This is a genomic window from Bradyrhizobium sp. SZCCT0148 (assembly GCF_018129985.1).
Taxonomy (GTDB): domain Bacteria; phylum Pseudomonadota; class Alphaproteobacteria; order Rhizobiales; family Xanthobacteraceae; genus Bradyrhizobium; species Bradyrhizobium japonicum_H.
In genome coordinates this window covers 69,787-92,056 of the sequence record NZ_JAFCKT010000014.1, presented here as the reverse complement: position 1 = coordinate 92,056, position 22,270 = coordinate 69,787, and the positions used below count along the sequence as shown (strand labels likewise).

Below are 22,270 nucleotides of genomic sequence, written 5' to 3'. Positions count from 1 at the left end.
GCATCGCCGCCCCCGAGGCGTCGGCCTAAAACGAAGAGCCAGCGGATAGACCTACCGATTGTCCTGCTGTCGGATTGGTGCAGACGCCAGTCCTGCGAACCAGGATTGACTTTTGTTCGACACAAAACTCGCTGCTGATCTTTTTCGAATGCACGATTGGCCAACATGCCCTTTTTCTCGCTTAACCTATGAGCGGCAGTCTTAGCAAGGACCTGCCGGATTCAATCTCTTACTTGAAAAAATTGCGTACGGCCGCCACGACAATATCAACGTCGTCCATTGTCATGTGCTCTCCGATCGGAAGGCTTAGCAATTGCGCGTCGCTGCGGTTGACAAACATATCCTCGTCTGCCTGGCCGGATGTTGCGTAAGCCTGAAGCTTTGGCAATGCAATCGGATAATGAATTCCGGTCTGGACTCCCATCGCTTGCAAATGCGCCGCCAGCCCATCGCGTTGTTCCGTTCGCACAACGAATAGATGATAAACTTGCCTCGCCCAGATCTTGCGTACGGGGAGTGTGAGTCCGGAAATGTCACGCAGACGGTCGAGATAACGATCTGCAATCGCGATCCGATGCTCCGTCCAGCGATTGAGATGTCGCAGCTTGACATTCAAGATTGCGGCTTGGAGCCCGTCGAGACGCGAACTGCGACCTTCGAACTGATGGTCATACTTCGCGATCCGCCCATGATTGGCAATCATCCGCATCTTCCGCGCCAGCACCTCGTCGTTTGTTACAATCGCCCCGGCATCTCCGTAGGCCCCGAGATTCTTTCCAGGATAAAAGCTAAAAGTCCCGACGTCGCCGATCGTGCCGACCCGGCGACCGTCGAATTCGGCTCCGTGGGCCTGTGCACAATCTTCGACAATCCTTAACCCGCGTTCCAGCGCGATCTGCTTTAGCGAAGCCATGTCGCAGGGATGCCCGTACAAATGGACCGGAATGATAGCGGCTGTTCGCGCCGTCAGCTTCGCGAGGACGCTTTCCGCATCGAGCGTATAACAATCCGGATCGACGTCGGCGAAGATCACGCGGTGACCGCAGCGGCTAACCGCCTCCGAGGTTGCAATAAAGCTGTTTCCCGGCACAATGATTTCGGAACCTGCTGGCAGACCCAAGGCTTCGATTGCAATTTCCAGTGCATCGGTACCGTTGCCAACGCCAATGCAATATGGCGCCTTAGTCCATTTCGCGAAGTCCTGTTCGAATGCTCGGACGTACGGGCCTCCGACGAAAGCTGCATTTTGAATGACGTCCGCAACCGCAGCGTCAAGCTCGCCTTTGATAGACAGATATTGCGCCTGGAGATCGAGAAACTTTATCACGAGATGTTCCGGATTTTGCGAGCGGGATTTCCGGCAAAAATTCCCCGTTCGGTGATATCACGTGCAACAACTGCGCCTGCGCCGATCACGGCGCCATCGCAAATCTTTACCGGAAGGATGGTGGCGTTCGAACCAATCGAGACATTGTTACCGATGCTGGTCTGCTTCCAGAGCGACCTGTCGCCTCGAGCTGGTCCGCCGCTGCTGAAATCGTCGTTGATGAACATAACACCATGGCCGATGAAACAATCTTCGCCGATGGTAACGAGTTCACATATAAACGAATGCGACTGAATACGCGATCGCGCGCCAATGAGCACTTGCCTCTGAATTTCCACGAAGGGGCCGACGAAAACGTCGTCACCAAGCGTGCAGCCATAAAGATTGCAAGGCTCAGTCACCACGACCCGTGCGCCAAACGTCGTATCCAGGATTTCTACTCGACGGATCTCAAGTCCCATCGCCTTTCCTCATCGGGTTTGATACGGCCGGCACCAGCAATCGCGGCTAAGACCAAAGCTGACAGCCGTCGCCCGGCCCCATCATCCAATTGCCCCCAGTAGTTCATGACGCCACGCTGTCGCACCTTCAGATCCGCCGCGAATTTCTCGTCGTCGATGAAACGCTGCAGCAGAGACCGAAATTCTCTTACATCCTCTACACCAAGAACCCCTGCAGCGGAGTCGTAATCGGCGTAACGATAGCGATATGTGTCGTAATTTATAACAGGAACGCCACACGCGATGGCCCACCGAATTGTCGCAGATATCGACGCGACGTAAAGGTCGCAGATTGGAATCAATTCAGCTGTGGGTTGAAGCAATACTCTGACGTTCGGACCCTCCAAGGCCGAGAGACGCTTCAAGGGAATACGCGGATGCGGCCTGACCAGAATGTTGGCCCGATCACCGACAAGTCCAAAGCTTGTCATCCAAGCCTCAACGAGTGCATCATAATCGGGAAATTCAAATCTACTTGTATCGGTGCCTTGATACTGATCGGGCGGAAAGCCGCAAAGAATCAGGGGCCGATCCGATGGCCATCCATACCTTGAGCAAATTTCTTCAGCAAACTGCTGCTTGTGACTTCGAACGCGATGAAACATCGCCCCGTTCATGTCACCGATGACTTTAAGCTGTTCGACGGGAAATCCCAGCTTTATATAAAGGTCACGTTGCGCCTCGCTATCAAGAGCTATGCTGACCGCATAACCACGATTCAAAACCCATGGAGCAGGAGACGACAATCCAAGAAACTCCTGACATGATGCCTTGATGGCGGGTTGACGAAGTAAATCCCTGCCCTCGTGATAGAATCGCCATTTGGGATGCCGCCGGACGAGCCGCCGTGCAATTGGCCCACGCGCTTGATACAGGGGATTATCATGATAGTAGCGTGCTGGCTCGAGCGGGTTCGGAATGGTGAATGGAATGATCATACTGGGAATATTTAGTCGTCGACCTTTTGCTACAAAGATCGTTGACAGCGTTTCGACATTATCCTCCGGCAGCACGATCAAATCCGGCTGTACGACTTCGAGAAACTTTTCTACGCCTCTCGCAGCCAGAAGCAGACGCATCAGTTGCTGAAACGACTGCCCCACTTTGGTCTTCAGCAACAGTCCAGACAACACATCTCGCAGCCCAGATTGTGCGCGTTGCACCGTTCTTTGAATAGATCCCACCCCCCCGCGCAGAAAGAGAATAAGGAACACGAGCATTGAGTGCAGCAGGCCACGGCACGCCACATAGGACGATGCAATGCGCGGATCTCCGGATGGCTTCCAGAATGCCTTCCTTCCGTGGAATTGCTGGTGCAGTCGGCGTTTCGCATTCTGGGCGAGTACGAGGGCTCGAAAAGTTATCATGAATAAAAACAGCCCCGGCAACCGGACGACCTGAAAGCCTCCTAAGTGTATCCGCATTTTTCTGAGCGCCGACTGCAGCGATAGGCTCCTCCGCAAGTTGCGTGGACGGCTTGCGAAACCTCCGCCTGGTTTTTCCATTGGCCAGACCCGAGCAAATGCACGACCGACCCTGAATAGACTTGAATGGTCATAGATTTGGTATTCTTTCATTGCTTCATCGAGATACTTGCCTGCATCCACGATCATGAATGTAATATCTACCGGAAGCTGCTCTCTCATCAGCTCGGCAGCGGTTAAGCAGTGTGCCTGCATTGCGCTGGAATCTACGTAGAATAGGATCTTAAGACGTCGCGCCTGGCCGTGAGAATTAAAATCGTTGGTTGTCATATTTTGTCTCAGGAACTTTGCGGCCTTCAACGGGCTTAGCAGGTCAACTGCGGCGTGAATCGCAAGTTCGCTCTCTTGTGCACGGTTAGCTCGCAAAATTAAGGCTCTTGCGCCTGAATTGCCGCCAAACCTTGCGCTCACGATAGCCCTTGGAATTCTCGCCTAGCCGCGATTTCCAGCTTGCCTCCTTGAGCGCGTTACTTTGGGCTGTTTCGCATCGTTGGACCAGATGGGCGCGTCGGATTTAGCGCGATGGGCAATTTCCTGATAACCGTGAGGGACTTCGATCATAGAGCTGTCCGACGTCACCCCGAACCGCCACAAAATCGACGCTTGCCTTGCGCCCCCGATTGTAGGCCGGCTGGACCTTACAGCTCTCGCGCCCGACGGCTCTCAGCTGTTTTAGCAGTTTAGAGGGAACCGCGATTCACTCAGTCTGCCCTCGACTTCGCCCGTTTCGTCCCACAGTGCACACAGGACGTCCGATGATGCCGCACAAAGACTGCATCGCCGAACAATCAGTACTCGCTGGCGTATAACCAAAGATTCTAACCTGCAATCATGGGCTCGACCGGAGCGTTCAGACATATACGATGACGCCCGCGTGAGCAATGCTCACCAGATGCCCGTCAGCCGCATAGTTATACACCGTCGTATCCGCTCCTGAATACTTGGTGTAGGCTGATGTCCCATCGTATTTTTCGACAGTGACGTATTCAAGTTGTCCAATTGCGTTATAGCCGGAGATGGCGTCTTTCCAGCTCCGCACATGCTGCGGATCATAGGTGGTCACGAAAAGTGAATGATTTGCATCATCGCTGGGATAGATCGACACCGATGTCAGATGATCTGAGCTGTCGTACTGCGACACCGCCATTCTGAAGTTATGCATCTGGGCAGAGTTGTAGTCTGTAACGGTCGAAGTCCCGTTATCGTTCTTTACGGTGAGGTGGTTTAGTCGATCTTCGAAATCGTAGCCAAAGACCTGATAAGTCCATGCATGGCTACCATTGGTATCGTAGATCAATACCTCGCGGTCCGGATTAACTTGGGCCGCTAATGTGTCGCTTGAGATACGGCTATCGGCAAACTGAAAATTCTCTATGCCTGTTACAGTGTCGATGCCGTCGGGTCCTCCGGATCCTTGATCGGCGATGGTGAACGTTTGGGTCGCCAAATTATACGCGACAGAATAGTTGGCCCGGTTGCCCGAATACACCGCGGTGTCGGTGCCCGGGCCGCCGATGATGATGTCGTTGCCCGCCCCGCCGGTGATAGTGTCGTTGCCGCCGCCGCCGTTCAGCGTGTTGGCGATGGCGTTGCCGACGATGGCGTCATTGCCGGATCCTCCGATGGCGTTGTCGATATAGGCGCGGGCGTCGCCGTTGTAGAGATAGGCGTTGTAGACGTTGCCGGACGCGTAATGGCCGTCGCCGAGATATGCCAACTGCGTCGATGAAAAGACCGACGCGGCGCCGGGTTTGAGGTTGATGCTCAGGCTCGTCGTGTAGTTCGACAGGTCATAAGTATCAAAGCCGCCGCCGTCCCAGATCGTCTCGTAGATGCGGTTGGCCGAACCGCCGACGCCGCCGCCCGGCGCGAGTTGCTCGACGCCGTTGATGAACTCCTGCCCAGTGGTCGGATTCCATGTATAGACAGTGCTGCCGTTCTGAGTTGTGAAGTCAGCGCCGTACATCGTCTGCAGCGCGAGGATATCGTTGGCCATATAGGTCTGCGAATATCCGTAGGCTTCGTTGGTGTAGCCGGACGTGGTCGAGCCGCCGACATAGCTGCGATAGCTCATGACGGTGTATTCGCTGTCGTCATGCACGGTCGGCACCGCGACATTGGCCGGGCCTCCGGCCTCCTGGCTGTGCTTGAGGCCGAGGGCGTGGCCGAGCTCGTGCAGCGCGGTGGTGAAGTAATAGTTGCCGAGCTTGGCCAGCGAGAAATTGTACTGGGTGCCGAACCAGATGTCGCCGCCGGGCGCGTAATTCCCAGGATAGTAGGCGTAGGCGGTCGGATTGGCCGCCGGCGACTGCGCGACCATGATGTCGGCGCCGTTCGTGCCCGCGTACTGGATGTCGGCGTTGGTGTAACTGAGGATCAGCCCGATCGCGTAATTGATCGCCGCCTGGATCTGCGTGGGCGCCGCGGAGAAGCCGGACGTCGTCGGCTCGCCGTCGCCGCCGCTATAGGGATTGGCGTAGTCGCTCGTTGCGTCGGGAAAACTGTAAGTGATGGTGCCAGACCATTTGGCGCCCGACAGCAGACCGTCAATCTCGGCGTTGTTGGTGGCACTGACGTTAACAGCGGTAGCCAAAGGACTCTCCAGAGCAACGCATCGCGCGTGATTCGCCGCGACGGCACATATTTCTAGCTTGAGAGTTGAACGTTTGGTTTAAATTGGGCAGCGGCTCCCGCGTTCTTCTATATAAGGCTTCGTTAGCCATCCAATCCCATAGTCACACTGGCAAGGGGCCTTTGCCGCAACTTGCAGGAGTTTCATGTGCCAGCCTTTTTGGCACCCTGCTTGCGCTTGCCGGACCATCCCACCAACCCTCCGGAGGACTGGCTGCTATGATGAATAAGGCAAACGCGGAAGACAGCTTCAAGGCAGAGCGCGGGCCCGCCATACCGTTGGCCCGGGATCCTGAAATTGCCGTGGCCGAGGAATACGAGGCCGCTCGAAGGAAGGGTACGCGGGAGGCGCTCGAGCTCTTCATCGCGCGCCACGGCGATAATTCTTCGGCGCAGCATGCCCGCGTGCAACTAAAGCGGCTTTCAAGGTGAGTAGCACCGCGCAAATTCGCAGTAGCGTTCTTATGACCACTCGAACGTTTGGTGACTGGAAGGGAACCCGTTACCTACGGTCGCCCAAGCATTCTGGCACCTATGGTTGCGGAAAGCACAACCCATAACGAGCGTGGAAGTCAAAACCTTGAGGACACACCGCCGAGCCCGCCCGGTTCCAACGAGGAGGGATGCCATGCCGGGGCCCACCAGAATAGTAATTTCCGCCGTAGCGACGAGGAGCGTAATCCCGAGCAACACAGAGACCTTGATAGGCATCGAAGTCAAAACCCTCGGGACAAACTGCTGATCCCTGGTAGTTCCAGCGCGGCGGCACCGCCTGAGCAGTGGCTTCCGTTGCGAGAACTACGCCAACGAGGGCGACAAGGAACAACTTTAACAAAGCAACCTCTCCTATCTGGATGATTAGGATGACATTTTCCTGCTTAACGTTCGCTGAACAACCTTGCCCCAAGCCGCTGCCAAGTGGTTAACTAGGGACAGCGCTCATTCCGATCAACTTACATTTTCTGTGAGGAGCCAACTACCGAAGCGAAATGGTTCCTCATAGATAACGCCGTTTCGACTTCGCCTCCTCCCCAACTCAGTTGCGTCGAGATTCATGGCTCATAGCCGCTTAGGAGCCTGAGAGACGAGTCGTACAATAGGCCAAATCGATTGCGTGCTCCTGACGTGTGCTCTTCGCTTCACCAGATCAGGACACAGTCCTGCGCAGCTCAGCTTTTCTTGGCCGTCAACCTCTATACTACACTGACTGAGAAATTTTGGAGTTTGTCAGAATGTCCTTCCCGCATGCCTCGGAAGCCCTGTCGCGCTTCACCGTGCTCGATCTGACCCGCGTCCGCTCCGGACCCACCTGCGTGAGGCAGCTGGCAGACTGGGGGGCCAATGTCGTCAAGATCGACGCGCTGACCGAGGATGCCGGCGGCGAGCAGCCCGGCGGACCTCGCCGGGGTTCCGACTTCCAGAATTTGCACCGCAACAAGCGGGCCATGACCTTGAACCTGAAGGACGAGCGCGGGCTCGCCTTGTTCAAGCGCCTCGCCGCCAAGGCCGACGTCGTGGTCGAGAATTTCCGGCCAGACGTGAAGAAGAAGCTCGGCATCGACTATGACAGCCTTGCCGCGGTCAACCCGCGTATCGTCTATGGCAGCATCTCCGGCTTCGGCCAGGACGGCCCCTATCACAAGCGGCCCGGCTTCGATCAGATCGCGCAAGGCATGGGTGGGCTGATGTCGATCACCGGGGCGCCGGGCGAAGGCCCGATGCGGGTCGGCATTCCCGTCGCGGACCTCACGGCGGGCCTGTTCTGCGCCATGGGCATCCTGACCGCGCTGCTCGAGCGCGAGGTTTCGGGCAAGGGACAGTGGGTGCAGACTTCGCTGCTCCAGGCCCAGATCTTCATGCTCGACTTCCAGGCCGCGCGCTGGCTGATGGAGAAGGAGGTCGCCAAGCAGGCCGGCAACAACCACCCGACCAGCATTCCGACCGGCGTGTTCAGGACGTCAGACGGTTACATCAACATCGCCACCACGGGCGGACGGATCTGGGAGCGCTGCGCCCAGGCGATCGGCGCGCCCGAGCTCTATAGCCATCCGGACTATGCGACGGCACCGGCCCGCTCCAAGAATCGCGACGCGCTCAACGCGGAGATCGAGAAGCGCACCTTGACGAAGTCGACCGATAGCTGGGTCCGCGAACTCAACGAGGCCGGCGTGCCCTGTGGGCCGATCTATGCCATCGACCAGATGTTTGAGGACGCGCAGGTCAAACATCTCGGCATCGCCCAGGATGTGCCGAACGACGAGGACCGCCACATCCGCCTGGTCGGCCAGCCTGTGACGCTGTCGCGCACGCCGAGTAGAATGGTGGCGCGGCCGCCGGATTTCGGCGAGCAGACCGAAGAGGTGCTGAAAGAGTTCGGCTTCGATGTGGACGAGATTGCAGGGCTCAGGAACGCCAAAGTGGTATGATTAAGAGGGAATACTCCCAGCCCCGTTCTGACTTGACGCATCAGGCTCTCGCTGCTCTTAAAGGCGAGCATCAAACGAGGACACGGTCGAGATGATCCAAAACTGGCTCTTGGCCATCTTTAGTGGCTTGATGATTGTCGGATGCTTCTTCGCAGCTATTTTCTTCGATAATCACTCTGCGAGGATAAGGGAACGACGTTCCCTCGTCGCTGCCTCCCGTCGCGACACCGGCGGAACTCCAACAGCGCTTCGTTGAAACAGGGTCGGTTTCGATCAAGGCCGATCGTCAGCCTATCTCTTCTAACACCCTCTTTTGCCGCGGTGGACCGAGAACGGTGCTCTTGGGCCAAACCACAGCAACCTGAGAGGACAACGATGTGATGAAGGGGATAATTACGATCATTCCTAATGCAAAGCGTCCCGGCAGAATAAGATAATCAGATGATTTTGTGCACGCATGCAATCGTCGGCGGCGCTGTAGCCAGCCTACTTCCATCTCACCCGGCAGCCGCGGCAATCGCCGGGTTCGCGAGCCATTTTGCCATCGATGCAATTCCGCATTGGGATTATCCACTTCGCTCAATAAGCCTGGGCAAAGGTGCTAGCAATCGCCGTCTGTCCTTCAGCACCGCGACTCTAACCGACTTTGCAATCATCAGCTTTGATGCGTGCGCTGGACTCGGCCTAGCACTTTGGATCTTTGCAATTGAGGGATCATTTTGGACGATTGCGATCGGCGCTTTCACCGCGATGTTGCCAGACGCCTTGCAATTCGCTCACACGCTTTACCCGCGTGGCTTACTTCATGCCCTCCAACGCTTTCATTGGTGGATACACTCAAAACGCGCGTTGACGGGGTTATTTGGTGTAGGTTCGCAGTTCGCATTTGCCGGAATGATTGCGGCACTTGCGAGAAGTTTCCATTGATTTCGGGCAGCACCGTCAACCGCACTTTTCGGTTTGTCATTCAATAAGGAATGGGAGTCTCTCTTCGGGTCCAAACGGACAACCAACTATTTCATCTACCCTTCCGTTTTGGCCCAAAGCAGACCCGTGAGTTCGAGCCCTGGAGAACTGCAAACTCATCGGGGAGGAGACGCGTTGTTTTGCAGATAACGATGCTCGCTGGATGTACCGGACAGGTTGCTGAACCAGGACCGTCTACGACCACCTCGGTCCGCCGACTCCTTGGGGCAATTCTTGGGAAATAGCCAAGTCGGCGGACTTTCGGGCGGAACTGGGAGTTGCGCTCTCCAATGCTATTCAACCAAGGCCGTATATGTCAAACAGCGCGATATTCAGATGAACAAGCGGGGGAACGGTAAGGTAGTTGGGATGCACTCATGGCTGATCATGATCGCTGAAAGCATGTCGGAGTAAGCCAAGGACCTTTAACCTCGATCCCCTTCTGCTGCAGGCAAACTATAATGCACACAGCCGGCGGGGGCGATGTTTCAACGAAACCACGGATGATCGGCTGTTAGACCGGATGATCAACCGAACAGCGGCGAAACTGCCTCCTACTGGCATCCCGATAGCCTGCCAAACCACTTTCTAGTCAGAGCACAGGGCAACATGGCCAGGCGCAATAGCTCTCATATGGTCTGCCCCGTGTGCCGGTCCGTTTACTTGCGTTCTATGAGAACCTCCGCCAAGCCGGAGACGGGGCACCTCTCATGTAGCATTTGTGGCGAGATCATCGCGCCATGGCATACGTCGTAGGTGCCCATCTACACAATGAGCGACCAAGCGATCTTATCGCCGAGCTAGCCTGTCGAGCCCCCTCGTAACACGAAGATGGCTCTTGTGGAGGCTATAGCAACCGAGAACAGAACCACCGATTCTTTCTCGACCTCGCGCACCAATTTGCGGAAGGCCGATCTTCTTGACGACGTAGCCAGCCCCTCCGAAGCCGAGTACGCCATGTGTCGAAAATCGCGCTCTGAATCGCGTGGGCGCCAATAGCGCAAGGCCCCATGAGCATCGGCGCCGCCCGCCCGATGCTCTGGCGAGGTGGCGAGGAAACGACAAAGCCCGACGCGAGGCCGGGCTTTGCTTCCTTGTTTGACGCCTTTGTTAAGTTCAGTACCTGGCGACCACCGGGCCGCCGAACTGGTAGTTGATGCCTGCGCGCAGGATGTGATCGGTGAAGCGCGAGGACGCATTGGCCGCGATCGTGGGGGACGGCGCCAGCGAGAACGGTCCTGAGGAAAAGCGGCCGAGATCCATGTAGAGATATTCGAGCTTAGCGCTCCAATTCTGAGTGATCTTGCCTTCCACTCCCGCACCCACCGTCCAGCCGACGCGCGTGTCCGATGTCGAGCTGGTCGAGGCGACCGCGACACCGGCGGGCGTGAAGCCGGCGATGGTACCGGTGGTCTTGATCTCGCCGAAAGCCACACCGCCCGTGCCATAGAAAAGCACCTTCGGCGTCGCCAGGATGCCGACACGGCCGCGAACAGTGCCGAACCACTGAAGATGCTGATCGATCGCGAGCGTGGTACCGGCAGCAGCGCCGGCGGGCAGGAAAGTCAGGCCGGGAACACAGGCCCCGCCTGCAAGTCCGGCGGGGGCGCAATTAAAGCCGGCGCGGCCCTTCTCGTCAGACCAATTCAAGTCGCCCTCGACGCCAAACACCCAGTTGGCGCTCTGCCAATTATAGCCGGCTTGGCCACCGGCAACGGCACCGTTCATGTCAAATGAGCCGCTGGTGACAGAGCCGGCTGGCGGCACGATTACCGCGCCAGTGACCGTATTGTTGTAGGTGACATCCGTGCGTGAGCGGCCCCAGCTGTATCCGGCATTGGCTCCGACGTACCAGCCGGTCCAGCTCCAGACCGGGTCCATCACCGGTGCCTTGACATAGGGACGCGCTGCGAGATCGGCAGCCAGTGCACCTGTCGCGAACAGCGACATCGCCGCCGCCATTCCAATCACGATCCGCTTCATGGGTAACCCCTCCGCACGATTTTGTGATTGGAAACATACGCCAGCTTCGGCCCCAAAGCTGTGCTGCGGCAGCAACATCCCGCAACAATCGCGGCGTGTGGCAGCCCGGACCACAACGACACCGCGGCGCTATGTCATTGAAATTAAATGATTTATGCCTACGGCGACATGACCTTTGTCCGTTGCGTCCATCCGACGCGGGACAGCACGCCGTCGACCACCGGCCAGAACAGCAGCACGATCGCCAGTGTCGAAATCGAGCCGACCAGACCGTTCGACCAGAACACCTTGAGATCGCCGCCGGAGCCGATCATCGACAGACGGAAGGCATCTTCGGCGCGATTGCCGAGCACAAGCGCCAGCGTGAACGGCGCCAATGGAATGCCGATCTTCTTGAAGATGTAGCCGACGACGCCGAAACCCAGCATCAGCCAGATGTCGAACATCGCGTTCTGGATCGCATAGGCACCGATCGCGCAGGACACCACGATCATCGGCGCCACCGCGGCGAACGGCACACGCAGGATCGAGGCGAAGATCGGCACCGTCGTCAGCACCAGCACGAGGCCGACGACATTGCCGAGATACATCGAGGCGATCAGGCCCCAGACGAAGTCCTTGTGCTCGACGAACAGCAGCGGACCGGGATTGAGACCCCACACCATCAGGCCCCCGAGCAGGATCGCCGCGGTGCCGGAGCCTGGAATGCCGAGCGCCAGCATCGGCAGCAGCGCCGCGGTGCCGGAGGCATGCGCCGCCGTCTCGGGCGCGAACACGCCCTCGATGCGGCCCTTGCCGAAGCTCTCGGGATCCTTTGAGAAGCGCTTGGCGAGGTTGTAGCCCATGAAGGACGCCGCGATCGCGCCGCCCGGGGTGATGCCGAGCCAGCAGCCGATGAAGGAGGAGCGCAGCAGCGTCGCCCAGTATTTCGGCAGGTCCTTCCAGACGCCGAGCACGACGCGCAGCGAAATGCTTGCGGCGTGTCCGCGCAGCGCCAGCCGCTCCTCCATCGTCAGCAGGATCTCGCTGATGCCGAACAGGCCGATGACGGCGACCAGGAAGTTGATGCCGCGGAGCAACTCCGCCGAACCGAAGGTCATGCGCAGATTGCCCGACACCGTATCCATGCCGATGCCGGCGAGCAGAAGCCCCAGCGACATCGAGATGACGGTCTTGTGCTTGGCCTCACGGCCGAGGCCGACAAAGGAGCAGAAGGTGAGCAGATACACCGCGAAGAACTCGGGCGGGCCGAATTTCAGCGCAAAGGACGAGATCATCGGGGCGAGGAAGGTGATCAAGAGCACCGCAACCAACGAGCCGATGAAGGAGGACGTGAACGCCGCGGTCAACGCCTCCGCCGCCCTGCCCTGCTGCGCCATTGGATAGCCGTCGAAAGTGGTCGCCACCGACCAGGCTTCGCCGGGAATGTTGAACAGGATCGAGGTGATCGCACCGCCGAACAGCGCGCCCCAATAGATGCAGGACAGCATCACGATCGCCGAGGTCGGATCCATCGTGAAGGTGAGCGGCAACAGGATCGCGACGCCGTTGGGCCCGCCGAGGCCGGGCAGCACGCCGACGAAGATGCCGAGCACCAGCCCGAACATCATCAGCACGAGCGTCTTCCACGTCAGCAGGACGGCGAAGCCGTGGAGCAGGAGACCGAAAGCTTCCATCGCGAAACCGCCTAGCGACCGAAGGCCGCTTCGAGCGGCCCTTTCGGCATGATGACGTCGAAGGCGACATCGAAGGTGACGAACATGATCGCCGTGAACAGGAAGGCTGTCAGCAGCGACTTCCACAGCGCGATCTTGCCGACGAGGCGCATGAAGCATGAGATCAGCAGGAAGCTCGCGACATAGAGGCCGAGGAACTGCGTCACGAGACAGAACAGCAGCGTCGGCACGAACACCGCCAGCACGCGGCGGGCCTGCGCACGCGTGACGAAGGTCCCGGACGCCGCACGCCGCGCCGGCAGCGCCATGATCAAGCCGTAGAGGCTGCCGCCGCCGAGGATGACCGACAGGTAAAACGGGAAATAGCCAGGTTCGGGCCCAGTCGAATCCCAGGACGCACCGGTGCGCCAATTGTCGTAGCCGAGCGTGGCGGCCAGCGCGAGCAGCAGCAGACAGACGACAATCTCGATCGTGCCGGACGAAACGACGGAAGGCGAGTCGTCTTCAGGCGCGGTCGGATCGTCGACGACGATTTCGAGATCGGTTTGGGACATGGGCTGCCAAATCAAGTGCGACGTCATCATCCGCCAAGTGCGCAATTGCACACTGGAGCGGATGATCCAGTACGAAGTGCAGAAGCCGTATTTGGGCTTCGTACGATACTGGATGCTCCGCCTTCGCGGGGCATGACGCGTAGGATGTGCTTATTTTGCGACGAATCCGGCTTCGGTCATCAGCGACTTGTTGACGGCATCATCCTCCTCGAGGAACTGCACCATGTCCTTGCCGGTGAGGAAGATCGGCTTCAGCGCCTGCTTCTCCATGTAGTCCTTGTACTCGGCGGTCTGCGTCACCTTGTGGAACAGCTCGACGTAGAACGCCTGCTGCTCAGGCGTCACCTTGCCCGGCAGGAACATCGCGCGCAGCATCAGGTATTGCACGTCGACGCCCTCCTCCTTGCAGGTGGGGATGTCGGCCCACGACTGGGTGTCGGTCACCTTGGTGGTGTAGGAGATGCGCTCCTTGTCGAACACGCAGAGCGGACGCACCTGGCCGGCGCGCCAGACTTCCAAATTTTCGCTAGGGTTGTTGACGTTGGCCTCGGTGTGGTTGCCAACCAGCTGGGTCGCCGCCTCGCCGCCGGACTTGTAGGGCAGATAGGAGAACTTCGCGCCGGTCTTCTGCTCGAGGAAGACCGTCAGCACGTGATCCTCGCGCTTGGAGCCGGTGCCGCCCATCTTGAACGGCGCGCTCGCAGCCTTCGCGGCCGCGACGAACTCCTTCACCGTCTTGGGGCCTGCGCTGTTGTCCCACAGTACGAACTGGTCGAGCGCGATCACCGAGACCGGTGTCAGCTCGCGCCAGTTGAACGGGATCTTGGCCGACAGCGGCAGCATGTAGATCAGCGAATAGGCGATCAGCACCTTGTTCGGATCGCCCTCGCTCGATTTCATGTACATCAGCGCTTCCGCGCCCGAGGCGCCGCCCTTGAGCGAGACGACGATCGGCTGCTTCATCAGATTGTTCTTCTGGATCGCGGCCTGCATCATCCGCGCCATCTGGTCGGAGGCGCCGCCCGCGCCGGCCGCCACTACGATCTCGACGGGCTTTGCCGGCTCCCAGCCGGCAAATGCCGGCGTGCCGCAAAGCGCGACTGTCAGCGCAATCGCGGCCTTCGTTCCATGTCCCACGGGCGTCTTCCCTATCTTCTTGTTCGGATTTGGAAATTCGGAGATGAATTCAGCGGCCATTGTGCTGGCGAATTCGGCCAAGTTCAAGCCATCCGACGTCATCCCCGTTATGACTTTGGAATGAGACAAGCCTTGCTCAATTGGGCTAAAAGCAGCTGCTAGCCTCATAAGGGCCCGGATCGAAGGATCGATCTTTAGGTGTCTTGATGAGGTATGCAAATCGTTCAAAGCAGCGCTCGATTCGAATAATTAGAATTTTTGATGACGTGAAGTGTAGGAATGTGATGTCGCGACTTCTTTACATCAACGAGAAATTTGGCCACGACGCGACAATCATCCTGGACAGCGGAGACGCCTGCTGGATTTCCGTGGGCAAGAAAGGCGTCTTGATGCGTTCGCACAAGCACAATTTTTGGGGCGGACTGCTTGGAAGCGTCCTTGGTCCGAAGCTCTACCAAGAGCGGAATATCTACCAGGCACTAAATGTTGCGCAGGCCCTTGCGGTCATATTTCGGCCGGTTCCGCAAATCAGGTGCAAAGACATGATGCTGAGAGCATTTTGTACGGCAGCCTGGCAGTGCCCGTCACCAGAGCGTGTCAAGGCCGTCCTAAATGATCCGGAATTGCTCGCCGCGTAGTTGCGACGCTTCACAGAGCCCATTTTGTACAATGCCGCGCTTGCAATTTTCTGATTCAACCATATTCGTGAAGTATGAATACGCGTAAAAAAGTAAGTTTAGACCTCGACCACGAGCGGCGAAGAACGCGGTGGAAAGTCCAGTGGGGAGTTCCCGCGCGAGCCGCTGGCGGCGTTGCAAGGGCGGCCGCCCTATCAGGTGACGAGCGCAGGGAAATAGCTCGGAAAGCTGCCAAGGCCCGCTGGGCGAGACACTTGCCGCAAGTAACGCTTGAGGGCGTCCTCAGATTCGGAGTCATCGAGATTGAGGTTGCGGTCCTCGACAATGGGCAGCGCGTGATCACTCAGAACGGCCTCATGGTGGGCCTAGGCCACATGCGGCCACCCAAGGGACGTCAGTATTACAGGAGCGGCGTCAGTCTCCCCGCTTTTTTGACAGTGCAGAGTCTCGAGCCCTTTATCGGCGACGACCTTGTTGCGATCGCTAACCAGATCGAGTTCCGTACCAGGCAGGGCGTCAAGGCGTTCGGTTACGCGCCGAATTTCCTCCCAAAGGTCTGTGATGTCTTTGCGCGCGCGCAAATTGCTGGAGTCCTAAAAGCTACTCAGCACAAAATCGCCCACCGCGCCCAAATTATCGCCGAGCAGCTCGAACGCTCATGCACGATGAGTCTCATAGATGAAGCGACGAATTACCAGGAAATTCGCGAGACGCAGACGCAGCTGAATACTTATCGACGCGAGGAATGTATCTAAAGCTCCCCACACGTTCGGTTCTGCGCTGTCAATCTAGGACAAAACTCAACAGCGCCGAGCCATCGTTTGAGTAGGCAAGATTGAAGAGCGAGATAGTTAGCGGCAGATTTTCGTGCCGCGTCGCCATCCGATGATATTGCTTGATCTTGTTGAAGAACGGCTCGATCGCCACCGCTCTAAGGACTACACATGAGCTTCCTTCAGGGTGTCCTGGTTGTCTTGATGCTGGTCGGTGATAATCCATTTGTGTTCGCGAAGGGCGTGCCGCAGGACCCAAAACCTGAACGGGAATGCCTCGTGAAGGCATCCGAACTGCCGCCGGGGACACCAGAGGTCGTGTGTCCAACTGGGAGCTCACCGGGAGGCTTTTGCGTCTGCCCCAGATTCACCAAGGACGGCAAGGCAGACGGATACTTTGTTGGGACGGCAAGATAGGCAACCGCATCCCTAAGTTACCTGCCCTTCCAGACCGGCGTGCGCTTGTTGAGGAAGGCGTCCATGCCCTCGCGGAAATCTTCGCTCATATAGGCCTTCAGGATCAGGTCCTCGCCCTCTTCACGCGACAGCGTGCGGCGGATGCGGCGTACCGCTTCCTTGGTCGCTTCCAGCGTGAGCGGCGCGTGACTGGCGACCAGCTTTGCGGTCTCGTCGGCGCGGCGCTGCAGCGTCTCGACGTCGGGCACGACCTCGTTGAGCAGGCCAAGCGCCAGTGCTTCCGGTGCCTCGACGAGCCGCGCCTTGAAGATCATGTCCTTGGTGCGGGCCGGACCGACCAGCGCGACGACACGGCTGATGTTGGACATCGACAGGCAATTGCCGAGCGTGCGCGCGATCGGGAAACCCATCCGCGTCGTCTCGGTGCCGATGCGCAGGTCGCAGCAGGCCGCGATGCCGGCGCCACCGCCGGTGCAGGCGCCGGCGATTGCAGCGATCACGGGCACGCGGCACTGCTCAAGCGTGCCGAGCACGCGGTCGATCCGCGCCTCGTAGTCGAGCGCGTCCTGAGCGGTCTTGAAAGCGCGGAATTGCGAGATGTCGGTACCGGAGGCGAACGCCTTGTCGCCGGCGCCGGTGAGGATCAGCGCCTTGATCGAACGATCGGCATTGATCTCGGTGCAGATCTCCGCCATGCGGTCATACATGGCGAAAGTCATGGCGTTGCGCGCCTGCGGGCGGTTGAAGGTGATCCGCGCGATGCCGTCCGTGACGGAGTAAAGCAGGTCTTCGTTGGCAGTCATCGGTGCGTTCATCGCGCGCTCACTTCACTCTTGTTGATCTTGGGCCGGCCGGCCTTCACGCCACCCGAGCCTCTAAGCGACCTGGGCTTTGGTCATCGGCACCACGTCGCGTCCCTTCAGAACGTCCATGGCTGCCAACACGCCGCCGCTCCGGTGCGGGATCTTTGCAAGATCCAGGCCCATCTCGACGCCGGCGAGCGTGCCCATCAGCATCAGATCGTTGAAGTGGCCGATATGGCCGATGCGGAACACCTTGCCCTTGACCTTGTTCAGCCCGGTGCCGAGCGACATGTCGAAGTTCTCCAGCACGACCTTGCGGAACGCGTCGGCGTCGTGGCCGTCAGGCACGCGCACGCCGGTCAGCGCCGGCGAGTGAGCGGCGGGATCGGCGCACTGCGTCTCCAGGCCCCAGACCTTGATCGCGGCGCGAGTCGCAGCGCTGTGGCGCTTGTGACGGGACCACACGTTCTCCAGGCCCTCCTCCTCCAGCATCTTCACGGCTTCACGCAGGCCATACAGGAGATTGGTGGCGGGGGTGTAGGGGAAGGTGCCGAGCTTGTTGAAGTTGATGACTTCCTGCCAGTCCCAGTAGGAGCGCATGCCGGGGTTGGCCTTGGCCACGGCCAGCGCCTTCTCCGAAACGGCGTTGAAGCCGAGGCCGGGCGGCAGCATCAGTCCCTTCTGCGAGCCGGCGACAGAGACGTCGATGCCCCAGGCATCATGCTCATATTCCATCGAGCCGAGCCCGGAGATGGTATCGACCATCAGCAGCGCCGGATGCTTGACGCGGTCGAGCAACTTGCGCACCTCCAGCGGCGGCGTCACGCAACCGGTCGAGGTCTCGTTGTGCACGACGCAGACCGCCTTGATCGCGTGCTGCTTGTCGGCGACGAGGCGCTTCTCGATCTCGGCGAGGTCGGCACCATGGCGCCAGTCGCTTGGGATGAAGTCGACGTCGAACTTGAACTTGTCGGCGATGCCGCGCCACAGCACGGCGAACTGGCCAGTCTCGCACATCAGGAGCTTGTCGCCCGGCTTGAACACGTTGACCATCGCCGCCTCCCAGGCGCCGGTGCCGGACGAGGGGAAGATGATCACGGGCTGCTTGGTACGGAATACCCGCTGCATCGCGGCAAGAACCGCAAAACCGAGTTCGGCGAATTCCGGACCGCGATGGTCCAGCGTCGGCATGTCCATCGCCCGCAGCACCCGGTCGGGCACGTTGGTCGGTCCTGGAATCTGTAGGAAATGCCTTCCACTGTGCACGGTCATCGGCGTCCTTCCCGGTCTTTGAGGCTTGTCTCGACGTGAGCGTCGGGAGGCCCGGATTCGGGGCTCCCGCGAGCCGCTCGCATATCACTATTCGCCGGGCTTGTCCCTCGCCCGACGAGGTCCGTCAATGCACAGGAAGCAGGGCTCGCTTGCCAAGGGCCGTGACGGGAGGCAAGACGGTGCCTGCGAACAGGCGAAAGCGGATCATGGCGGCGGAAGTGGCTGGAAATTCACCGGAATCGGCCCAAAAGGACGGCCTGGCGGCGCGTCTGGCCCGGGAAATCACCGGCGACGTCCTGTTCGACAGCTTCAGCCGTGGTCGCTACGCCACCGACGCCTCGTTCTACCAGATCGTGCCGGCAGGCGTCGTCGTCCCGAAGACCATGGACGAGGCCCTGCGGGCGCTGGCGATTGCCCGCGACGCAGGCCGCAAGGTCACCCCGCGCGGCGGCGGCACCTCGCAATGCGGCCAGACCGTCAATGACGGGATCGTTGTCGATCTGTCGAAGCACCTGAACCGCATCCTGTCGCTCGACGTCGAGGGCCGCACATGCGTGGTCGAGCCCGGCATCGTGCTCGACGACCTCAACCGCCAGCTTAGAAAGCATGGCCTCTGGTTCCCGGTCGACGTCTCGACGGCCTCGCGCGCCACGATCGGCGGCATGGCCGGAAACAATTCCTGCGGCGGGCGCTCCTTGCGCTACGGCACCATGCGCGACAACACGCTGTCGATGGAAGCCGCGCTCGCCGACGGCACGCTGAGCCGTTACGGCGAGGTCCCGCGCGATCTCACCGATCTCGACGCCGGCAACAGCGCACGCGCCCTGTTCCGCGACATGCTTGATCTCGGCGCGCGCGAAGCCGATGAGATCGCCGCGCGATTTCCCAAAGTGCAGCGCCGCGTCGGCGGCTATAATCTCGATGCGCTGGTGCCGCGCAATACGCGGAACAACATGGCGCATCTTCTGGTCGGCTCGGAGGGCACGCTGGCCTTCACCACCAAGGTCGAGCTGAAGCTGTGGCCAGTGATCCGCAACAAGGCGCTCGGCGTCTGCCATTTCGGCAGCTTCTACGAAGCCATGGACGCGGCCCAGCACCTCGTCAAGCTCAAGCCGATCGCCGTCGAGCTGGTCGATCGCACCATGCTCGCGCTTGGGCGGGACATCGCGATGTTCAAGCCGATCATCAATGCCGCCATCAAGGGCGATCCGGATGCCGTGCTGGTGGTCGAATTCGCCGAAGAGGACCAGGCGGACAACCTCGTGCGACTGAAGCAGCTCTCCGACCTGATGGGCGATCTCGGCTTTGGCTGGACCAACGACAAGCGCAAATGGGGCGGCGTGGTCGAGATCACCGAGCCTGCATTGCAGAGCGGCATCGCCGATTTCCGCGCAGCCGGTCTCAACGTCATGATGTCGATGAAGCAGGAGGGCAAGCCGGTCTCCTTCGTGGAGGACTGCGCCGTGCCGCTGCCGCACCTCGCCGACTACACCGCACGGCTGAACGAAGTGTTCGCCAGGCACGGCACCAGCGGCACGATGTACGCGCACGCCTCCGAAGGCTGCCTGCATGTGCGCCCGGTGCTGAATCTGAAGCTGGAGAAGGACGTCAAGGCGATGCGCGCTATCGCCGAAGAGGCCTTCGCGCTGGTGCGCGAATACAAGGGCTCGCATTCCGGCGAGCATGGCGACGGCCTGGTGCGTTCGGAATTCCACGAGACCATGTTCGGCGAACGCCTCGTCGCCGACTTTCGCGAGGTGAAGCACCGCTTCGACCCCGACGGGGTGCTCAATCCCGGCAAGATCGTCGATGCGCCCAGAATGGACGACCGCTCGCTGTTCCGTTTCAAGCCCGACTATCGTGTCGGCGAGCTCAAGACCAAGCTCGACTGGTCTGCCTGGCCCGGTGCCGGCGGCGGCTTCCAGGGCGCGGTCGAAATGTGCAACAACAACGGCGCCTGTCGCAAGCTCGAGGGCGGCGTGATGTGCCCGTCCTATCGCGCCACGCGCAACGAGAAGGACGTCACGCGCGGGCGCGCGAACACGCTGCGGCTCGCGATCTCCGGCCAGTTCGGTCCCGGCGCGCTCTCCTCCGACGAAATGATGGAGACGCTGAAACTCTGCGTGTCCTGCAAGGCCTGCCGGCATGAGTGCCCGACCGGTGTCGACATGGCCAAGATGAAGATCGAGGTGCTGGCCGCGCGCGCCGCTTCGCATGGCCTGACATTGCGCGACCGCCTCGTCGGCTATCTCCCGCGCTATGCCGGCCTCGCATCCCGGCTAGCGCCGCTCGCCAATCTGCGCAACCGCAGCCCGCTGTTGCGAAAGCTGTTCGAACGCTTTGCCGGCATCAGCGCACGCCGCGCCCTGCCCGCTTTCCGCAGCGACGTGTTTGCGCCGGCCGCCGAGGTGGTCGGGCCTGTTGATGGCCGCGAGGTCGTGCTGTTCGCCGACACCTTCAATCGCATCTATGAGCGCGAGAACCTCGACGCAGCGCTGCGCGTGCTCGCGGCCGGCGGTTATCGCGTGCATCTGCCGAAGCCGTCGAGCGGCAGCCGCCCGCTGTGCTGCGGCCGCACCTTCCTCTCCGCCGGACTCGTCGATGAGGCCAGGGTCGAGCTCGACCGTCTCGTGGCCGCGTTTGCGCCCTTTGCCGCGCGCGGCGTGCCGATCGTAGGCCTCGAGCCGAGCTGCCTGCTGACGCTGCGCGACGAGCTTTCTTCGCTGCGCAAGGACGACGACGCCAAGGCGGTCGGCGCGCACGCGCTGACTTTCGAGGAATTCCTGGTGCGCGACGCCGAGGCCGGAAGGCTGCAACTGCCCCTCGGCACCATCGCCCACAAGGCCGTCGTCCACGGCCATTGCCATCAAAAATCCTTCGGCGCCTTCAAGCCGGTCGAGCAGGTGCTGCGGCTGGTGCCGGGACTTGCGGTCGAGACCATCGAGTCGAGTTGCTGCGGCATGGCGGGCGCCTTCGGCTATGGCGCGGACACCTATGATGCCTCGATCGAGATGGCCGAGCTGTCGCTGCTGCCCGCCGTGCGGCGCGCGGACCAGACGACGCTGGTCGTTGCCGACGGCACCTCCTGCCGCCACCAGATCCAGGACGGCACGAAGCGTGAGGCGCTTCACGTCGCGCGCGTGCTGGCGATGAGCCTCGACCGTTCCGAAATCAATTCCACCTCAACTGCTGCAAAGGAAACCAGCCATGGCTGATCTCACCCTCGACACTGCCCGCAAGATACTCGACGCCGCCTTCGCGAAGGCCGGCGAACTCAAGCTCAAGCCGCTGGTCGTCACCATCCTCGACGCGCGCGGCGTGCTCAAGCTCGCGGCTGCCCAGGACGGCACCAGCCTGATGCGTGGAGAGATCGCGCACGGCAAGGCCTATGGCGCGCTCGCGATGGGCATGGGCTCGCGCGCTCTGTTCCAGCGCGCCCAGGAGCAGGCCTATTTCATCGATGCCGTGAACACCATCGCCAAGGGCGCGCTGGTGCCGGTGCCCGGCGGCGTTCTGATCATGGACGGCACGACCCTGCTCGGCGCCGTCGGCGTTTCCGGCGACACCTCCGACAATGACGAGGCCTGCGCGGTGGCGGGCATCCAGGCTGCCGGGCTGAAAGCCAACGCCGGGTAAGATTCCCACGGCGCGGCGCTGCAGAGCCTGGACTCGTCGCACACCTA

16 protein-coding genes and 1 pseudogene are annotated in these 22,270 nt (G+C 60.0%); 7 read left to right on the top strand and 10 right to left on the bottom strand.

The genetic code is table 11. The features are described from left to right. Positions 1-229 precede the first annotated feature (229 nt). From JQ580_RS28760 to JQ580_RS34005, 4 genes and pseudogenes are all read right to left on the bottom strand, one after another. The gene (locus tag JQ580_RS28760) at positions 230-1,327 is read right to left on the bottom strand and encodes a DegT/DnrJ/EryC1/StrS family aminotransferase (RefSeq protein ID WP_212283958.1); all 1,098 of its coding nucleotides are present in this window, start codon (positions 1,325-1,327) and stop codon (positions 230-232) included. Next, positions 1,324-1,788, bottom strand: a complete 465-nt coding sequence (locus tag JQ580_RS28755; protein ID WP_212283956.1) for an acyltransferase — start codon at positions 1,786-1,788, stop codon at positions 1,324-1,326. Before JQ580_RS28755 ends, JQ580_RS28760 begins: the two co-directional genes overlap by 4 nt. Further along, entirely contained in the window at positions 1,764-3,722 is a 1,959-nt protein-coding gene (locus JQ580_RS28750; RefSeq protein WP_212283954.1) for a hypothetical protein, read from the bottom strand. Before JQ580_RS28750 ends, JQ580_RS28755 begins: the two co-directional genes overlap by 25 nt. Before the next feature lie 913 nt (positions 3,723-4,635). Continuing rightward, positions 4,636-5,904: pseudogene (locus tag JQ580_RS34005) on the bottom strand (M10 family metallopeptidase); the annotation flags it as partial. Between the two features lie 257 nt (positions 5,905-6,161). Between JQ580_RS34005 and JQ580_RS28740 the strand changes: the two are divergent. From JQ580_RS28740 to JQ580_RS28730, 3 genes are all read left to right on the top strand, one after another. Further along, a complete protein-coding gene (locus tag JQ580_RS28740) occupies positions 6,162-6,374 on the top strand; it encodes a hypothetical protein (protein WP_249134504.1) in 213 nt (70 codons plus the stop codon). Positions 6,375-7,174: 800 nt separating this feature from the next. Next, complete coding sequence (locus tag JQ580_RS28735; RefSeq protein WP_212283952.1) at positions 7,175-8,368, top strand: CaiB/BaiF CoA transferase family protein; 1,194 nt, start codon at positions 7,175-7,177, stop codon at positions 8,366-8,368. Between the two features lie 441 nt (positions 8,369-8,809). Further along, positions 8,810-9,295, top strand: a complete 486-nt coding sequence (locus JQ580_RS28730; protein WP_212283950.1) for a hypothetical protein — start codon at positions 8,810-8,812, stop codon at positions 9,293-9,295. A 1,155-nt stretch (positions 9,296-10,450) separates the two neighbouring features. Here JQ580_RS28730 and JQ580_RS28725 read toward each other — a convergent pair. The 4 genes from JQ580_RS28725 to JQ580_RS28710 all read right to left on the bottom strand — a co-directional run bounded on the left by JQ580_RS28725 (position 10,451) and on the right by JQ580_RS28710 (position 14,684). After that, entirely contained in the window at positions 10,451-11,317 is an 867-nt protein-coding gene (locus JQ580_RS28725) for an outer membrane protein (protein ID WP_212283948.1), read from the bottom strand. A gap of 158 nt (positions 11,318-11,475) precedes the next feature. Beyond that, positions 11,476-12,993 carry a tripartite tricarboxylate transporter permease gene (locus tag JQ580_RS28720; protein ID WP_212283946.1) on the bottom strand — a complete coding sequence of 506 codons (1,518 nt, stop codon included), beginning with the start codon at positions 12,991-12,993 and terminating at the stop codon, positions 11,476-11,478. Between the two features lie 11 nt (positions 12,994-13,004). Beyond that, on the bottom strand, positions 13,005-13,547 hold the full coding sequence (locus JQ580_RS28715) for a tripartite tricarboxylate transporter TctB family protein (protein ID WP_212283944.1): 543 nt from the start codon (positions 13,545-13,547) through the stop codon (positions 13,005-13,007). Positions 13,548-13,697: 150 nt separating this feature from the next. After that, positions 13,698-14,684 (bottom strand): Bug family tripartite tricarboxylate transporter substrate binding protein, encoded by a 987-nt coding sequence (locus JQ580_RS28710; RefSeq protein WP_212283942.1) that lies wholly within the window; start codon positions 14,682-14,684, stop codon positions 13,698-13,700. A gap of 284 nt (positions 14,685-14,968) precedes the next feature. On the opposite strand from JQ580_RS28710, the gene JQ580_RS28705 reads away from it, so the two are divergent. Next, entirely contained in the window at positions 14,969-15,322 is a 354-nt protein-coding gene (locus tag JQ580_RS28705) for a hypothetical protein (RefSeq protein WP_212283940.1), read from the top strand. A gap of 254 nt (positions 15,323-15,576) precedes the next feature. After that, the gene (locus JQ580_RS28700; protein WP_212283938.1) at positions 15,577-16,077 is read left to right on the top strand and encodes a hypothetical protein; all 501 of its coding nucleotides are present in this window, start codon (positions 15,577-15,579) and stop codon (positions 16,075-16,077) included. Between the two features lie 452 nt (positions 16,078-16,529). Here JQ580_RS28700 and JQ580_RS28695 read toward each other — a convergent pair whose 3' ends face one another. Beyond that, a complete protein-coding gene (locus tag JQ580_RS28695) occupies positions 16,530-17,327 on the bottom strand; it encodes an enoyl-CoA hydratase/isomerase family protein (RefSeq protein ID WP_212283937.1) in 798 nt (265 codons plus the stop codon). Positions 17,328-17,387: 60 nt separating this feature from the next. Next, a complete protein-coding gene (locus JQ580_RS28690) occupies positions 17,388-18,587 on the bottom strand; it encodes a pyridoxal-phosphate-dependent aminotransferase family protein (RefSeq protein ID WP_212283935.1) in 1,200 nt (399 codons plus the stop codon). 206 nt (positions 18,588-18,793) lie between these two features. On the opposite strand from JQ580_RS28690, the gene JQ580_RS28685 reads away from it, so the two are divergent. Beyond that, positions 18,794-21,802 carry an FAD-binding and (Fe-S)-binding domain-containing protein gene (locus JQ580_RS28685; protein ID WP_212283933.1) on the top strand — a complete coding sequence of 1,003 codons (3,009 nt, stop codon included), beginning with the start codon at positions 18,794-18,796 and terminating at the stop codon, positions 21,800-21,802. Beyond that, complete coding sequence (locus JQ580_RS28680; RefSeq protein WP_094972570.1) at positions 21,795-22,223, top strand: GlcG/HbpS family heme-binding protein; 429 nt, start codon at positions 21,795-21,797, stop codon at positions 22,221-22,223. The genes JQ580_RS28685 and JQ580_RS28680 overlap by 8 nt, the downstream gene beginning before the upstream one ends. Positions 22,224-22,270 lie beyond the last annotated feature (47 nt).